Consider the following 15,060-nt stretch of genomic DNA (forward strand, 5'->3'; position numbering starts at 1 on the left):
ACGTTGGGAGCACCCCCGACCGGAGGTCGGGGGAGACGACCCCGACGCGGGTACTACGCGTCGTACTCGTCGAGCGGCGGGCACGAGCACACCAGGTTCCGGTCACCGAAGGCGCCGTCGATGCGCCGGACCGGCGGCCAGTACTTGTCCGCGGCCGACACGCCGGCCGGGAACACCGCCTCGTCGCGGGAGTACGGCCGGTTCCACTCCCCGCCCAGCGACGCCGCGGTGTGCGGGGCGTTGCGCAGCGGGTTGTCCTCCACCGGCCACTGACCGGAGCCGACCTTGTCGACCTCCCGGCGAATGGCGATCATCGCCTCGCAGAACCGGTCCAGCTCCGCCAGGTCCTCGCTCTCCGTCGGCTCGATCATCAGCGTGCCGGCCACCGGGAACGACATCGTCGGCGCGTGGAAGCCGTAGTCGATCAGGCGCTTGGCGATGTCGTCCACCGAGACGCCCGTCTCCTTGGTCAGCGGCCGCAGATCGATGATGCACTCGTGCGCGACCAGACCGTTCGGGCCCGTGTAGAGCACCGGGTAGTGCGGCTCGAGCCGCTTGGCCACGTAGTTCGCACCGAGCACCGCGACCTGGGTGGCGCGCCGCAGCCCCTCGCCGCCCATGAGGCGTACGTACGCCCAGGAGATCGGCAGGATGCCGGCCGAGCCCCACGGCGCCGCCGAGACCGGGCCGATGCCCGTGGCGGGTCCGGCGGTCGGCTGCAGCGGGTGGTTGGGCAGGTACGGGGCCAGGTGCGCGCGGACCGCGACCGGCCCGACGCCGGGACCGCCGCCGCCGTGCGGGATGCAGAAGGTCTTGTGCAGGTTCAGGTGCGAGACGTCCGCGCCGAACTTGCCGGGCTTGGCCAGACCGACCAGCGCGTTGAGGTTGGCACCGTCCACGTACACCTGACCGCCGGCCTCGTGCACCGTCGCGCAGATGTCGGTGATGTTCTCCTCGAACACGCCGTGCGTGGACGGGTAGGTGACCATCAGGACGGCCAGCTCGGCGCGGTGCAGCTCGATCTTGGCGTGCAGGTCGTCGATGTCCACGTCGCCGTCGTCGAGGGTCTTGACCACGACGACCTTCATGCCGGCCATCACGGCGCTCGCCGCGTTGGTGCCGTGCGCGGAGGACGGGATCAGGCAGACCGTGCGCTGCGTGTCACCGTTGGCGCGGTGGTAGGCGCGCACCGCGAGCAGCCCGGCCAGCTCGCCCTGTGATCCGGCGTTGGGCTGGATGCTGACCTTGTCGTAGCCGGTGACCTCGGCGAGCTGGTCCTCCAGCTGGTGGATCAGCGTGAGGTAGCCCTCGGCCTGCTCCGCCGGCGCGAAAGGGTGCAGCCCGGCGAACTCGGGCCAGGTGACCGGTTCCATCTCGGTGGTGGCGTTGAGCTTCATCGTGCACGAGCCCAGCGGGATCATGCCGCGGTCGAGCGCATAGTCACGGTCCGAGAGGCGGCGCAGGTAGCGCAGCATCGCGGTCTCGGAACGGTGCTGGTGGAAGACCGGGTGCGCCAGGTACGTGTCGTCGCGCAGCAGGCCGGCGGGCAGCGCGTCCGGGACGGCGGCGTCGAGCGCCTCGATGTCACCGGTCACCCCGAAGGCACCCCACACCGCGGCCAGCTGCTCACGGCCGGTGGTCTCGTCGCAGGAGATGCCGAGCAGGTCCGCGTCCCGCTCCCACAGGTTGACGCCCGCGGCGCGGGCCGCGGCGGCCACCTCGGCGGCGCGGCCGGGCACCCGGACGGTCACGGTGTCGAAGTACCCGCCGTGCACGACCTCGACGCCGCCGGCCCGCAGGCCCTCGGCCAGGATGGCGGCGTAGCGGTGGGTGCGCCGGGCGATCTGGGCCAGCCCGTCCGGGCCGTGGTAGACCGCGTACATGCCCGCCATGACGGCGAGCAGCACCTGGGCGGTGCAGATGTTGCTGGTGGCCTTCTCCCGGCGGATGTGCTGCTCACGGGTCTGCAGGGCCAGCCGGTACGCCTTGTTGCCGTCCGCGTCGACGGAGACGCCGACGAGGCGGCCGGGCAGGCTGCGGGCGAACTTCTCGCGCACGGCCATGTAGCCGGCGTGCGGGCCGCCGAAGGCCATCGGGACGCCGAAGCGCTGGGTGGTGCCCACCGCGATGTCCGCGCCGAGCTCACCGGGCGAGGTGAGCAGCGTCAGGGCGAGCAGGTCGGCGGAGACCGTCACGATCGCGCCCAGCTCGTGCGCCCGCTCGATGACCGGCTTGAGGTCGCGTACCGCGCCGGAGGCGCCGGGGTACTGCAGGAGCACACCGAAGACGCCGCGCTCGGCGACCTCGTCCGGGATGCCGTCGGTCAGGTCGGCGACCACGACCTCGACGCCGGTCGGCTCGGCGCGGGTCTCGATCACCGCGATGGTCTGCGGGAAGCAGTCCGCGTCGACCAGGAACACGCCCTGCTTCACCTTGCCGACCCGGCGGGCCAGCGACATGGCCTCGGCGGCGGCGGTGCCCTCGTCCAGGAGCGAGGCCCCGGAGGTCGGCAGCCCGGTGAGGTCGGCGACGACCGTCTGGAAGTTCAGCAGCGCCTCGAGCCGGCCCTGCGAGATCTCCGGCTGGTACGGCGTGTACGCCGTGTACCAGGCGGGGTTCTCCATCACATTGCGCAGGATGACGGGCGGGGTGAACGTCCCGTAGTAGCCCAGGCCGATCATCGGCGCCAGCACCTGGTTGCGGTCCGCGAGGTCACGCAGCTCGGCCAGTACCGCGGCCTCGGTGCGTCCCGCGGGGAGCCGCAGCGCCTCGACGCTCTTGATGGTGTCGGGCACGGCGGCGGCCGTGAGCTCGTCCAAGGAGCCGTAACCGACGTGAGCCAGCATCTTGGCCTGGGCACCGCCGTCGGGGCCGATGTGGCGCTGTTCGAACGGGATGCCGCTCTCGAGCTCGGAGAGTGGGATGCGGTGGGCAGTCATCTACGGAGGCCTCCTGGTCTGACACGACCTGCGAGGGGTGCCGCGGCGCGGGCACCCGAACGGCCTCCCCCTCTGTCATCACAACCTGAGAGCTTCACCGTGCTGCCTAAAGCACGACTTTCACCGTCGGTGAGGCCGGGTCCCGCGCATGACTCATGCCCGGTGCCCGCCCTGCTTTCCAGAGTGACCTCATCCATGCGGTACCGGTTGCCTGAGAGATTCCGGGGAGGATTTGCTCCTTCGGCGCCCCCGACACGATCTCGGAGGACTCTCCCGCATGGGGTCTGCAGCCGCCATTCAGCCTACCAGCGGGGATGGGGGCGGATTCCTCGTGGATCCCTCGAGTCGACACCGTCCCCAATGTGGCCTTTGGTTGGTCTAGCAGAGCAGCACCGATCTGTTGGAGGGACCGTGCAGACCGATATCGACCCCCGCAGCCTGATCGGCCGCCGGGCCCTGGACAGCGACGGGGCGAAGATCGGCACGGTCGACGAGGTGTATCTCGATGACGCGACCGGTCAGCCGGAGTGGGCCGCGGTCCGCACCGGGCTGTTCAGCCGTGACGCGTTCGTACCGCTGGAGCCGAGCGAGGTGGTGGACGGGCAGCTGCGGGTCCCCTTCCCCAAGGCCCTCATCAAGGACGCCCCCGACTTCGGCGTCGGCCGCCATCTCTCCCCCGAGCAGGAGATCCAGCTCTACCACCACTACGGCATGGACGTCCCGTCCGCGGGGACGGAGGCCCCCGGCCCCGGCGATCACGACTTCGGCCGGCTGGCCGGCGAGGACTGATCGGCCGGATGTGATCGGGTGCCCAAGATGCCCAGGTCAGGGCACCAGCGGCAGCGGTTCGGCCGCTTCCAGTTCCGGATCCTCCACCGCGAACGTCCGCACCCGGCCCGGTACGCAGTCCGTCGGCTCCTCGAAGCGCACGGTCACCCGTCCCACGCCACTCCCCTGCACCCACCCGGCGCCGAATTCCGTGTGCCGCACGTCCTGCCCCGGCATCCACCGCACGGCTCGCGCGGGCTCCGCCGCCGGCGCCGGCCGGCCCTCCGGATCCGCCGCCTCCCGCTCCGCCAGCTCCGCCGCCCGCACCGCGGCGGCCTCCGCGGCGAGCTCGGCCTCCAGCTCGGCCGCCTGGGCGAACAGGTCCTCCTGCGTGAAGTCGGCGAGCCCGGTGACACCCACGCCCAGCAGCCGGACGCCGTTGGCCGTGTCGACGGCCTCCAGCAGCCGCCGCGCGGTCTCCCGCACCACTCCGGGGTCGTCCGTGGGCGCCCGCAGGGTCTCGGAGCGGGTCAGGGTGCTGAAGTCGTAGCTCCGCACCTTGATCACCACCGTCCGGCCCGACCGCCCGGCCTCCCGCAGCCGCCGCACACAGCGGTCCGCGAGCCGGTCGAGCTCCGAGCGCACCCGGACCCGGTCGGTGAGGTCCACGTCGAAGGTGTCCTCCACCGAGACGGACTTCGCGTCGCGGTCCGCGACCACGGGCCGGCTGTCCAGGCCCAGGGCCATGGCGTAGAGCGAGGCGCCGTGCGCCTTGCCGAGCAGCTGCACCAGCTCGGACTCCCCGGCCAGCGCCACCTCGCCGACCGTGCCGATCCCGGCGCGGCGCAGATGCTCACCGGTGGCGGGCCCGACGCCCGGCAGCACCCGGACCGGCATCGGGTCCAGCAGCGCCCGCTCGGTGCCGGGCTCGACCACCACCAGGCCGTTCGGCTTGCCCTGCTCGGAGGCGATCTTGGCCAGCAGCTTGGAGCCCGCGAGCCCCACCGAGGCCGTCAGCCCCGTGGCGGCCCTGATCCGCGCCCGCACCCGCTCCGCCACCCGCCGGGGGGCCTCGGTCGTCCCGCCCGCCTCCAGGTCCACGAAGGCCTCGTCCAGGCTGAGCGGCTCCACCAGGGGTGACAGCTCTCCGAGGATCCCCATCACGGTCTCGCTGACCCGCCGGTACAGGTCGAAGCGGGGAATGAGGTAGGCGGCGTTGGGGGCCAGCCGCCGTGCGTGCGCCATGGCCATCGCCGAATGGACGCCGTGGACACGTGCCTCGTAGGACGCGGTCGCGACGACGCCGCGCGGTCCGAGACCGCCGACCACGACCGGCTTGCCCCGCAGGCTCGGCTTGGAGGCCTGTTCCACCGCGGCGTAGAACGCGTCCATGTCCAGGTGCAGGATCGTCGGAGCGGTTCTCACATCACCGATGCTCCCGCACGGCACTGACATTCACCGTACGGACGTACGGCGAACGGTTCACCCCACGCGGTTGCGGCGTCGTGCCAGCTCGTCGGAGGGGTTGTGGCCGGCCAGCGTCTCGCCGGTGTCCACCCGCTCGCCGTGCAGCTGCGACAGGGAGCTCTCGACGTCGCGCCACACCACTCCCACGGCGATCCCGAAGACGCCCTGACCGCCCTGGAGCAGGTCGACGACCTCATCGGGCGAGGTGCACTCGTAGACGGTGGCGCCGTCGCTCATCAGGGTCATCCGGGTGAGCTCGGCGGGTGCGGTGGTGCGCAGGTGGCGTACGGCGGTGCGGATGTTCTGGAGGGAGACCCCGGTGTCCAGCAGCCGCTTGACGATCTTGAGGACGACCACGTCCCGGAAGCCGTAGAGGCGCTGTGCGCCTGTTCCGTAGGCTGCCCGGACGCTCGGCTCGACCAGGCCGGTACGCGCCCAGTAGTCCAGCTGGCGGTAGGTGATGCCGGTCGCCGCGCACGCCGTCGGCCCCCGGTACCCCACCGTCTCGGTCTCGGGCTCCGCCGCGCCGGCCACCGCACCGCCGGCCGGTGCGGGCTGCCGGGCCAAGGCCCCGCGGGTGGGATACGGGCCGCCCGTGGCCATACCGTCGCCGGTGCTTCTCACGCCGCCCTCCGTCCCTTCGCGTCCCGGCCGGCACGTGCACGTGCCAACGGGACTTTCCATCTCGACGGTAGGCAGTCACCCGGGGTGCGTCAACGATCGCCACACTCGGCACGCCGAGTGATATCAACCCCAAGAGTGGTTTCGCGTGCCCCCGAACGGGGAACGGCTAGCCGGATGGGCCAAAAAGGCCCGCTACTGGTTGCTCGTGCCGAAGTCCTCTGGCGAGATCTGGTCCAGGAATTCGCGGAACTTCTCGACCTCGTCCTCCTGCTCGTCCGGGATGGCGATCCCCGCGTCGTCCAGCACGCCGTCGCTGCCGTAGATCGGCGTTCCGGTGCGCAGGGCCAGCGCTATGGCGTCGGACGGGCGGGCACTGACCTCGACGCCGCTGGCGAAGACCAGCTCGGCGTAGAAGACACCTTCGCGCAGATCGGTGATGCGCACTTCGGTGAGCGTCTGTCCGACCGCTTCGAGCACATCCTTGAACAAATCATGGGTCAGCGGGCGAGCAGGCGTCATGCCCTGCTGCGCGAAAGCGATGGCCGTGGCTTCCCCAGGCCCGATCCAGATGGGTAGATACCGGTCGCCTCCCACTTCGCGCAGGAGCACGATCGGTTGATTGGAGGGCATTTCGACCCGGACACCCACGACGTCGAGCTCGTTCACACAGTAACCCTAGGACGTGCCCGGCCGGTTTGGGTAGTCGAGCATCCCGCACGGCGGACTTGACAGGTATCGCACAGCTTCTCAGAAGAGCCGCAGGCGAAGGGCGGACTGGACCATGGCGGCGTGCAGCCGGACCGACAGTGCGGCCAGTTCCCGGGCGGTCGCCTCGGCATGCGTCCGGGTCTGCGGGTTGCGGTGCCGCCGCAGCGGGGCGACCACCTGCTCCACCAGGCCGACCTCCCGGTCGGCCGCGGCCTTCACCGCGCGCAGATGGCGCGGTTCGAGCCCGAAGCGGCCCATGTCGACGATCAGCTTCCCGATGTTCACCGCTTCGGCGTCGTAACCGCCGTCACGACCGGCTTCCACCAGGCCGTAGGACTCCCACTGGTCCAGGTCGGCCTGCTCCGCGCCGGTGGCGGCCAGCAGGGCCTCCCGCCCGATCCGCAGCTCGCCGGACCCTTCGGAACCGGCCGTGCCGTCCGGTAGCTCCCGTGCCTCGCCCGGCCCCGGCAGCGGAATCTGCTCGCCCCGGTCGAGCGCGTCCAGATGCTCCCGGATCACGCGCAGCGGCAGATAGTGGTCCCGCTGCATCCGCAGCACATGGCCCAGCCGCTCCACATCGCGCATCGCGAACTTCCGATAGCCCGAAGGAGTGCGCTGCGGCTCCACCAGGCCCTCCGCCTCCAGGAAACGGATCTTGGAGATGGTGACCTCGGGGAACTCGTCCTGCAGGTGGGTCAGCACGGCCCCGATGCTGAGCAGCCGGCCGTCCGCGGTGGCGGTGCCGATTCCGGCACCGCCTGACGGTGTTCTTAGCATGGACCTTCCCTGAAGAGGTCCCCCCGGACGAAGTCTGCGGGGGTCCCCCCGGACGGAGTCCGGGGGATTCAGATGCCGCGCTGGCTGGCGTAGAAGACCAGTCGGTACTTGCCGATCTGGACCTCGTCGCCATTGGCCAGGGACACGGAGTCGATCCGCTCCCGGTTGACATACGTGCCGTTGAGGCTGCCCACGTCCGAGACCGTGAAGCCGCCGTCGGCCGCCCGGCGGAACTCCACGTGGCGGCGCGAGACGGTGACGTCGTCCAGGAAGATGTCGCTCTGCGGGTGACGGCCGGCCGTGGTCAGTTCGCCGTCCAGGAGGAAGCGGCTGCCCGAGTTCGGGCCGCGGCGCACCACCAGCAGGGCGGAACCGATCGGCAGCGCGTCCACGGCGGCCTGGGCCTCCGGGGACAGCGACGGCGTCACGGTCTGACCGGTCGCCTCGGCCTCGTAGGCCTCCAGCCCCGAGATCGAGATCGTGGACGTGGTCTCCGACGGCCGTTCGGACGGAGCTCCGGCACGCAGCGGCGCACCACAGTTGGAGCAGAAGCGACTCGCCTCCGCGTTGGTGTGCCCGCACCTGGTGCATACCGGCAAGGCCGTCATGGACTGAGCCTCCTGCCGCGGATCGCCCGCGGGGACGTTCGAAGCGTACGGACCGGAGGGAAACCCTCCACCCGTACTTGAGGTTGATGGTTCCCCGAAACCTATGCGGCCGGAGGTGGCAGGGTCAACAGACGCCACACCTTGTCCGCCCGAAATGTCGCCGTACGCCCCGGCGGGCTCATTGCGGAACAGCGGCCGCTCCTCGCCCGGGCCGTCCTCCTGCCCGTGGCGCGGGGCACGATGACGCGCGGTAGCGGGATCACCGGCCTGCTTGGCCTGCCGCGCGCTCTTGCCGAACAACTTCCCAAACAACTTCACGGGCGATTCCCCTTGACCGAAACAGACCCGCCCGTGGGGCAGGACGAACCCTCGCTACACACAGTTTCCAACACGGACCACCCCGACGAAGTTCCGACCCCCCGCGTCACTGTGATGACGACCGAGCGTAGTCAGGCTGCTTCGATGGCCGCAAGGCATCCACGACGATCTTCTCAGAACGGACGACATCCGCCGTGGCCTGCTCCTTCTTCAAAGTCTGCACCACTCCGCCGGGAATATTGAGCGCCGGCTCCAGGTCCTGCGGATTTCCGATGACCTTGAACCGGTAGGGCTGGACGACTTTGTGCCCGTCGATCTCGATCCCGTCGGCACCCTGGGTGAAGTATGTGTCGGCCACGACCCGTACGTCGTTGATCTGGATCGCCTCGGCACCCGCCGCCCGCAGCTCCTGGAGGGTGTCCAGCAGCTTGTCGGCCTCCAGGCCGCCCTTGGGGTCCGCGATCGTCAGATTGATGCCCGGTCCCTGCGCGGCGACCGTACCGGCGAGCACACCGAGCTGCTGCGCCTTCTGCTCGGTCTGCTTACGGGCCTCCTCGGCCTGGTTGGAGCTGGTCTCCAGCTCGGAGCGCTGGGTCTCCAGCCGGCGCTTCTCGTCCTGGAGCCGCTGCGTCCGGTTGTCGAGCTCGGTCAGGATGCGCACCAGGTCCTCCTGACGGGCGCCCCGCAGGGCCCCGCTGTCACTGGTGGAGCGCACCTGGATGGCCAGCCCGAGACCCAGCACGAACAGCAGCAGCGCGACGATGAGCTGCGCCCGGGACAGCCGCGGCGGCCACAGCCCCGCCAGCAGCCGCTGCCGCCCGGTCTCACCTGATGCCGGCTGCTTCGCGGGCCCGGGGTCCGGCACCCGGGCGGCGGGCGCCTCGGGGGGCAGGGCCTTGCCGGGCCGCGCGGGCGCGTCGTCCGGCTCGGGGGCACCGGAGTGCCCCGGGGTCTCGGCGCGCTCCGGTGCCCCGGCGCTCTCGGGAACGCCGCCGCTCTCGGGCGTCACGGGGCGCTCGGGGAGTTCTTCGTCGCTCATACGGCGGTCACGCCCGGAAGACGTGGCGGCGGATGGCGGCCGCGTTGGAGAAGATCCGGATACCCAGGACCACGACCACACCCGTGGACAGCTGCGCGCCGACACCGAGCTTGTCCCCGAGGAACACGATCAGCGCGGCCACCACCACGTTGGAGAGGAAGGAGACGACGAACACCTTGTCGTCGAAGATCCCGTCGAGCATCGCCCGCAGACCGCCGAAGACGGCGTCGAGCGCGGCGACCACGGCGATCGGGAGATAGGGCTCGACCACTGTCGGCACGACGGGGCGGACCACGAGTCCGACCACGACTCCCACGACGAGGCCCAGTACGGCGATCACTTCGTACCCTTCCCTGTTCTGGCGGCGTCCGCCTTGGTGTTGCCGGGCACCGGCTTGGCGTAGCGCACGATCAGACTGGGGGCGGCCGGCAACCGCACCTCGTCCTCCGCGGAGATGCTCGCGCGAATCCCGTAGCTCTGCTGCAGTACGTGCAGATACTGCCCGTCCGCGCTCTCCTGGAAGGCCGTGCTGAGCCGCTGACCGTCCCCGATCGCCAGCACCGTGTACGGGGGCGCCAGCGGCTTGTTGTCGACCAGTATGGCGTCACCGGCGGCGCGAATCGCCGACAGCGCCGTCAGACGCTGGCCGTTGACGGAGATCGCCTCGGCCCCCGACGCCCACAGTCCGTTGACGATCCGCTGCATGTCGCGGTCGCGCACCCGCCCGGTGTCGGAGAATCCGTTGCTCTCCCGCGGCCCGCCGCCGTTCCCCGTCGACGCCTCCTTGGCGTCGTCGACGACCAGCTTCACCCCGGGACCCTTGACGGGCGTGGCGCCAGCCTCCAGCGCCACCAGGGCGGTGCTGCCGCCGCCCTGGTCGCCCAGGGCGGCGCGCTGCTTCGCGTCGACCTCGTCACGCAGCTGGTCCACGTTCTTCTGCAGACCGTCCGCGGAGCTCGTGCCGGACTGGATGCGCTCGATGAGCTTCTGGCGCTCCAGCGCCACCGTGGGCGCCGCGACGTTCGCCTGCGCGGCCCCGAGGGTGACGACCAGGGCGGCCAGCACCAGCCCCACGGCGAGCCCCAGCTTGGCCCGCAGCGTGGTGGGCAGCCGTGAGCTGCCCACCACGCCACGACGCTCCGCCGCCTCCGCGTAGCCGTCGTCGAGGCTGTGATCCATCACGTTGGTCAGCAGCGACATCGAGGCGTCGGGGCGCCGTGGCGGGGCCTTCGGGCTGGGGCTGCTCCCATCCTGGTGCTGCTGCGGCATGCCGCACATCGTTGCACGTCGGGGCCGCTCCACTCGAACGGCCCCCTTACGGCGCGCCGTTCGGGCCCGGAATCAGTGACCCGCGCCCTCCACGATCGCCGACCACTCGTCGAGCAGCTCCTGGGCGGACGCGTCGTCCGGACCTTCCGCCCACAGATGCGTGACCGCTTCCGCGGGGTCGGGCAGGACCATCACCCAGCGGCCGTCGGACTCCACGACCCGGACACCGTCGGTGGTGTCCACCGACCGGTCGCCCGCGGCCTCGACCACGCTCCGCATCACGAGCCCCTTGACCGCCCACGGAGTCGCCACATCGCGCCGCAGCACATGGGCGCGCGGGATCCGGGCGTCGATCTGGCTGAGCGTGAGCTGGGTACGGGCCACCAGGCCGATCAGCCGCACGAACGCCGCCGACCCGTCGAAGACGCTGCTGAACTCGGGGATGATGAAGCCGCCCCGGCCGTCGCCGCCGAAGATCGTGCTCTCCGCCCGGCCGACCCGCGTGAGGTCGTCGGGCGAGGTCGTCGTCCACGCCACCTGTGTGCCGTGGTACGCCGCCACCTGCTCGGCGATACGGGTCGTGGTGACCGGCAGTCCCACCCGTCCGCTGCGCCGCTCGGCCGCGACCAGGTCCAGCATCACCAGCAGCGCCCGGTCGTCCTCGACGATCCTGCCGCGCTCGTCCACCAGCGACAGCCGCTCACCGACCGGGTCGAACCGGACGCCGAAGGCCGCGCGGGCCGAGGCGACGATCTCGCCCAGCCGCACCAGCCCGGACCGGCGCTCGTCCGCGGTCTCCGTCGGCCGGGCCTCGTTCAGCCCGGGGTTGATGGTGAACGCGTCGACGCCCAGCCGTCCGAGCAGGCTCGGCAGCACCAGTCCCGCGCTGCCGTTCGCCGCGTCCACGACGACCTTCATCCCCGACTCCGCGACACCCGAGGTGTCGACGGCCCGCAGCAGCGAACCGGTATAGGAGTCGAAGACGCTCGACGGGAAGCGCAGGTCACCGATCTCACCGGGGAAGGCACGGCGGTACTCCTGGCGGGCGAAGACCCGGTCCAGCTTGCGCTGCCCGCCCGCCGACAGGTCCGCGCCGCGCTCGTCGAAGAACATGATGTCGACGGAGTCCGGGGTGCCGGGGGTCGTGCGGATCATGATGCCGCCGGCGCTGCCGCGCGCCGTCTGCTGCCTGGCCACCGGCAGCGGGACGTTCTCCAGGTCCCGGACGTCGATGGCGCTGGTCTGCAGGGCCGAGATCACCGCGCGCTTCAGCGCTCGCGCACCACGGGAGTGGTCGCGGGCCGTGGTGACCGTGGACCCCTTCTTCAGCGTGGTGGCGTAGGCACCGGCGAGCCGTACGACCAGTTCCGGGGTGATCTCCACGTTCAGGATTCCCGAGACACCGCGCGCACCGAAAAGATGCGCCTGGCCCCGCGATTCCCAGATGACCGAGGTGTTGACGAACGCGCCGGCCTCGATGGTCTTGAACGGATAGACGCGGACGTTGCCCGCGATGATCGACTCCTCGCCGATCAGGCATTCATCGCCGATCACCGCACCGTCGTCGATCCGCGCCGCCCGCATGATGTCGGTGTTCTTGCCGACCACACAGCCGCGCAGGTTCGTTCCCTGGCCGACGTAGACGTTGTCGTGAATCACGGCCTTGTGCAGGAACGCACCGGACTTGACGACGACGTTCGAGCCGATGACCGTGTGCTCGCGGATCTCCGCACCGGCCTCGACCTTCGCGTAGTCCCCGATGTACAGGGGTCCGCGCAGTACCGCGTCGGGGCTGACCTCGGCACCCTCGGCCACCCAGACGCCCGGCGAGATCTCGAATCCGTCGAGATCGACATCGACCTTGCCCTCGAGGACGTCCGCCTGCGCCTTGATGTAGCTCTCGTGCGTGCCGACGTCTTCCCAGTAGCCCTCGGCGATGAAGCCGTAGACCGGCTTGCCTTCCTTCATCAACTGCGGGAAGACATCGCTCGACCAGTCGACGGACGTGTCGGCTGCCACGTAGTCGAAGACTTCGGGCTCCATGACGTAGATGCCCGTATTGACGGTGTCGGAGAAGACCTGGCCCCAGGTCGGCTTCTCCAGGAAGCGTTCGACCTTGCCCTCTTCGTCCACGATCGTGATGCCGAACTCCAGCGGGTTCGGCACCCGCGTCAGGCATACGGTGACAAGTGCGCCCTTTTCCTTGTGGAATTCGATGAGCTCGGTGAGGTCGAAGTCCGTGAGCGCATCGCCAGAAATCACAAGGAAGGAGTCGTCCTTGAGCGCCTCTTCGGCGTTCTTCACACTCCCGGCTGTCCCGAGTGGCTTTTCCTCATTGGCGTACGTGAGCTCCATGCCAAGTTCTTCGCCGTCCCCGAAGTAATTCTTGACGAGGGATGCGAGGAACTGCACGGTCACCACGGTCTCGGTGAGACCGTGCCGCTTGAGCAGCGTCAGCACGTGCTGCATGATCGGCCGGTTCGCAACCGGCAGCAGGGGCTTGGGCATACTCGAGGTCATTGGGCGAAGGCGCGTGCCTTCGCCGCCGGCCATCACGACGGCCTTCATGTCGGAAAAGTCCTCCTTGCGGCTCAATCAGCCGTGGCGTCCATCCGCACAAGTCTGCGGACCTGCACTACATAGAGGATCCCTGCCCACCAGTACAGAGTTGTACCCCATCCGGCGAACGCCCATCCGCACGTTGCGGCCAGCGTGGCGAGCCATCCGCTGCCATCACTCAGCAACAACAGCGGGAAGGCGTACATCAGGTTGAAGGTGGCGGCCTTGCCCACGAAGTTCACCTGCGGCGGTCCGTATCCGTGCCGCCGGAGGATCAGGAGCATTACCCCCATCATCACCTCCCTGGCCAGCAGGAGCAACGGCAGCCACAAGGGGAGGATGTCCCTCCAGGTGAGCCCGATCAGGGTGGACAGTACGAACAGCCGGTCCGCGGCCGGGTCGAGGAGCCGGCCGAGATTGCTGACCTGGTTCCACCGCCGCGCGAGCTTGCCGTCCAGATAGTCACTGATACCGCTGAGCGCGAGTACCAGCAGCGCCCAGCCGTCGGCCTTCGGCCCACCGAACTCGGGCCACAGGATCAGCCACAGGAACACCGGAACGCCCACCAGGCGAGCCATACTCAGGATGTTGGGGATCGTGAAGATCCGATCCGTTTGCACCCGTGTCTCCTGGACCTCCACCGGGGGCCCCTCCTGTATGTACGTGCCGATGATTCCACCCGACCCTACCCCAGACGACAAAAAGGCCTGGCCTCGGATCGAAGATCCGAGGCCAGGCCTCGTAATGATTGTTCGGCGGCGTCCTACTCTCCCACAGGGTCCCCCTGCAGTACCATCGGCGCTGAAAGGCTTAGCTTCCGGGTTCGGAATGTAACCGGGCGTTTCCCTAACGCTATGACCACCGAAACACTATGAAGTTAACCAACCGGGTGTTATCACGGTTCGTTACTTCAGAACTACACAGTGGACGCGAAGCAAAAATAGTTAGACAAGCCCTCGGCCTATTAGTACCAGTCAGCTCCACCCGTTACCGGGCTTCCACATCTGGCCTATCAACCCAGTCGTCTACTGGGAGCCTTAACCCCTCAAAGGGGGTGGGAATACTCATCTCGAAGCAGGCTTCCCGCTTAGATGCTTTCAGCGGTTATCCTTTCCGAACGTAGCCAACCAGCCGTGCCCTTGGCAGGACAACTGGCACACCAGAGGTTCGTCCGTCCCGGTCCTCTCGTACTAGGGACAGCCCTTCTCAATATTCCTACGCGCGCAGCGGATAGGGACCGAACTGTCTCACGACGTTCTAAACCCAGCTCGCGTACCGCTTTAATGGGCGAACAGCCCAACCCTTGGGACCGACTCCAGCCCCAGGATGCGACGAGCCGACATCGAGGTGCCAAACCATCCCGTCGATATGGACTCTTGGGGAAGATCAGCCTGTTATCCCCGGGGTACCTTTTATCCGTTGAGCGACGGCGCTTCCACAAGCCACCGCCGGATCACTAGTCCCGACTTTCGTCCCTGCTCGACCCGTCAGTCTCACAGTCAAGCTCCCTTGTGCACTTACACTCAACACCTGATTGCCAACCAGGCTGAGGGAACCTTTGGGCGCCTCCGTTACTCTTTAGGAGGCAACCGCCCCAGTTAAACTACCCACCAGACACTGTCCCTGATCCGGATCACGGACCGAGGTTAGACATCCAGCACGACCAGAGTGGTATTTCAACGACGACTCCACCATGGCTGGCGCCATGACTTCACAGTCTCCCACCTATCCTACACAAGCCGAACCGAACACCAATATCAAGCTATAGTAAAGGTCCCGGGGTCTTTCCGTCCTGCTGCGCGAAACGAGCATCTTTACTCGTAGTGCAATTTCACCGGGCCTATGGTTGAGACAGTCGAGAAGTCGTTACGCCATTCGTGCAGGTCGGAACTTACCCGACAAGGAATTTCGCTACCTTAGGATGGTTATAGTTACCACCGCCGTTTACTGGCGCTTAAGTTCTCAGCTTCGCCACACCGAAATG

The 15,060-nt window shown here is 68.9% G+C and carries 12 protein-coding genes, 2 rRNA genes and 1 riboswitch (1 of these 15 cut by a window edge); of the genes, 1 reads left to right on the top strand and 13 read right to left on the bottom strand.

Annotated features, from left to right (window positions below):
- Positions 1 to 53 precede the first annotated feature (53 nt).
- Positions 54 to 2,939, bottom strand: coding sequence for an aminomethyl-transferring glycine dehydrogenase (gcvP, locus tag LNW72_RS07525; protein WP_250974686.1), 2,886 nt, complete (start codon positions 2,937 to 2,939; stop codon positions 54 to 56).
- 188 nt (positions 2,940 to 3,127) lie between these two features.
- Positions 3,128 to 3,225, bottom strand: a riboswitch (glycine riboswitch).
- 74 nt (positions 3,226 to 3,299) lie between these two features.
- Between gcvP and LNW72_RS07530 the strand changes: the two genes are divergently transcribed.
- Positions 3,300 to 3,728 (top strand): PRC-barrel domain-containing protein, encoded by a 429-nt coding sequence (locus LNW72_RS07530; protein WP_250974687.1) that lies wholly within the window; start codon positions 3,300 to 3,302, stop codon positions 3,726 to 3,728.
- Between the two features lie 36 nt (positions 3,729 to 3,764).
- On the opposite strand, the gene LNW72_RS07535 is transcribed toward LNW72_RS07530, so the two are convergent.
- The 12 genes from LNW72_RS07535 to LNW72_RS07590 form a co-directional block, all read right to left on the bottom strand.
- Complete coding sequence (locus LNW72_RS07535; RefSeq protein WP_250974688.1) at positions 3,765 to 5,132, bottom strand: DNA polymerase IV; 1,368 nt, start codon at positions 5,130 to 5,132, stop codon at positions 3,765 to 3,767.
- A gap of 57 nt (positions 5,133 to 5,189) precedes the next feature.
- Positions 5,190 to 5,798, bottom strand: coding sequence for a MerR family transcriptional regulator (locus tag LNW72_RS07540; protein ID WP_138357393.1), 609 nt, complete (start codon positions 5,796 to 5,798; stop codon positions 5,190 to 5,192).
- A gap of 192 nt (positions 5,799 to 5,990) precedes the next feature.
- The gene (locus LNW72_RS07545) at positions 5,991 to 6,464 is read right to left on the bottom strand and encodes a bifunctional nuclease family protein (protein WP_031518684.1); all 474 of its coding nucleotides are present in this window, start codon (positions 6,462 to 6,464) and stop codon (positions 5,991 to 5,993) included.
- Positions 6,465 to 6,545: 81 nt separating this feature from the next.
- On the bottom strand, positions 6,546 to 7,283 hold the full coding sequence (locus LNW72_RS07550) for a MerR family transcriptional regulator (RefSeq protein WP_250974689.1): 738 nt from the start codon (positions 7,281 to 7,283) through the stop codon (positions 6,546 to 6,548).
- Between the two features lie 68 nt (positions 7,284 to 7,351).
- Entirely contained in the window at positions 7,352 to 8,251 is a 900-nt protein-coding gene (locus tag LNW72_RS07555) for an FHA domain-containing protein (protein WP_250980049.1), read from the bottom strand.
- A 64-nt stretch (positions 8,252 to 8,315) separates the two neighbouring features.
- On the bottom strand, positions 8,316 to 9,248 hold the full coding sequence (locus tag LNW72_RS07560) for a DUF881 domain-containing protein (RefSeq protein ID WP_250974690.1): 933 nt from the start codon (positions 9,246 to 9,248) through the stop codon (positions 8,316 to 8,318).
- A gap of 7 nt (positions 9,249 to 9,255) precedes the next feature.
- Positions 9,256 to 9,588, bottom strand: coding sequence for a small basic family protein (locus LNW72_RS07565; RefSeq protein WP_030364457.1), 333 nt, complete (start codon positions 9,586 to 9,588; stop codon positions 9,256 to 9,258).
- Positions 9,585 to 10,526, bottom strand: a complete 942-nt coding sequence (locus tag LNW72_RS07570) for a DUF881 domain-containing protein (RefSeq protein WP_250974691.1) — start codon at positions 10,524 to 10,526, stop codon at positions 9,585 to 9,587. The genes LNW72_RS07565 and LNW72_RS07570 overlap by 4 nt, the downstream gene beginning before the upstream one ends.
- A gap of 63 nt (positions 10,527 to 10,589) precedes the next feature.
- Positions 10,590 to 13,085 carry a mannose-1-phosphate guanyltransferase gene (locus LNW72_RS07575; RefSeq protein ID WP_250974692.1) on the bottom strand — a complete coding sequence of 832 codons (2,496 nt, stop codon included), beginning with the start codon at positions 13,083 to 13,085 and terminating at the stop codon, positions 10,590 to 10,592.
- A gap of 23 nt (positions 13,086 to 13,108) precedes the next feature.
- Positions 13,109 to 13,717, bottom strand: a complete 609-nt coding sequence (locus tag LNW72_RS07580) for a CDP-alcohol phosphatidyltransferase family protein (protein WP_250974693.1) — start codon at positions 13,715 to 13,717, stop codon at positions 13,109 to 13,111.
- Positions 13,718 to 13,826: 109 nt separating this feature from the next.
- Positions 13,827 to 13,942, bottom strand: a 5S ribosomal RNA gene (gene rrf / locus LNW72_RS07585).
- A 78-nt stretch (positions 13,943 to 14,020) separates the two neighbouring features.
- Positions 14,021 to 15,060, bottom strand: a 23S ribosomal RNA gene (locus LNW72_RS07590) (it continues 2,084 nt past the right edge of the window).

Origin of the sequence: Streptomyces sp. RKAG293, assembly GCF_023701745.1 — a bacterium.
Classification (GTDB): Bacteria; Actinomycetota; Actinomycetes; order Streptomycetales; family Streptomycetaceae; genus Actinacidiphila.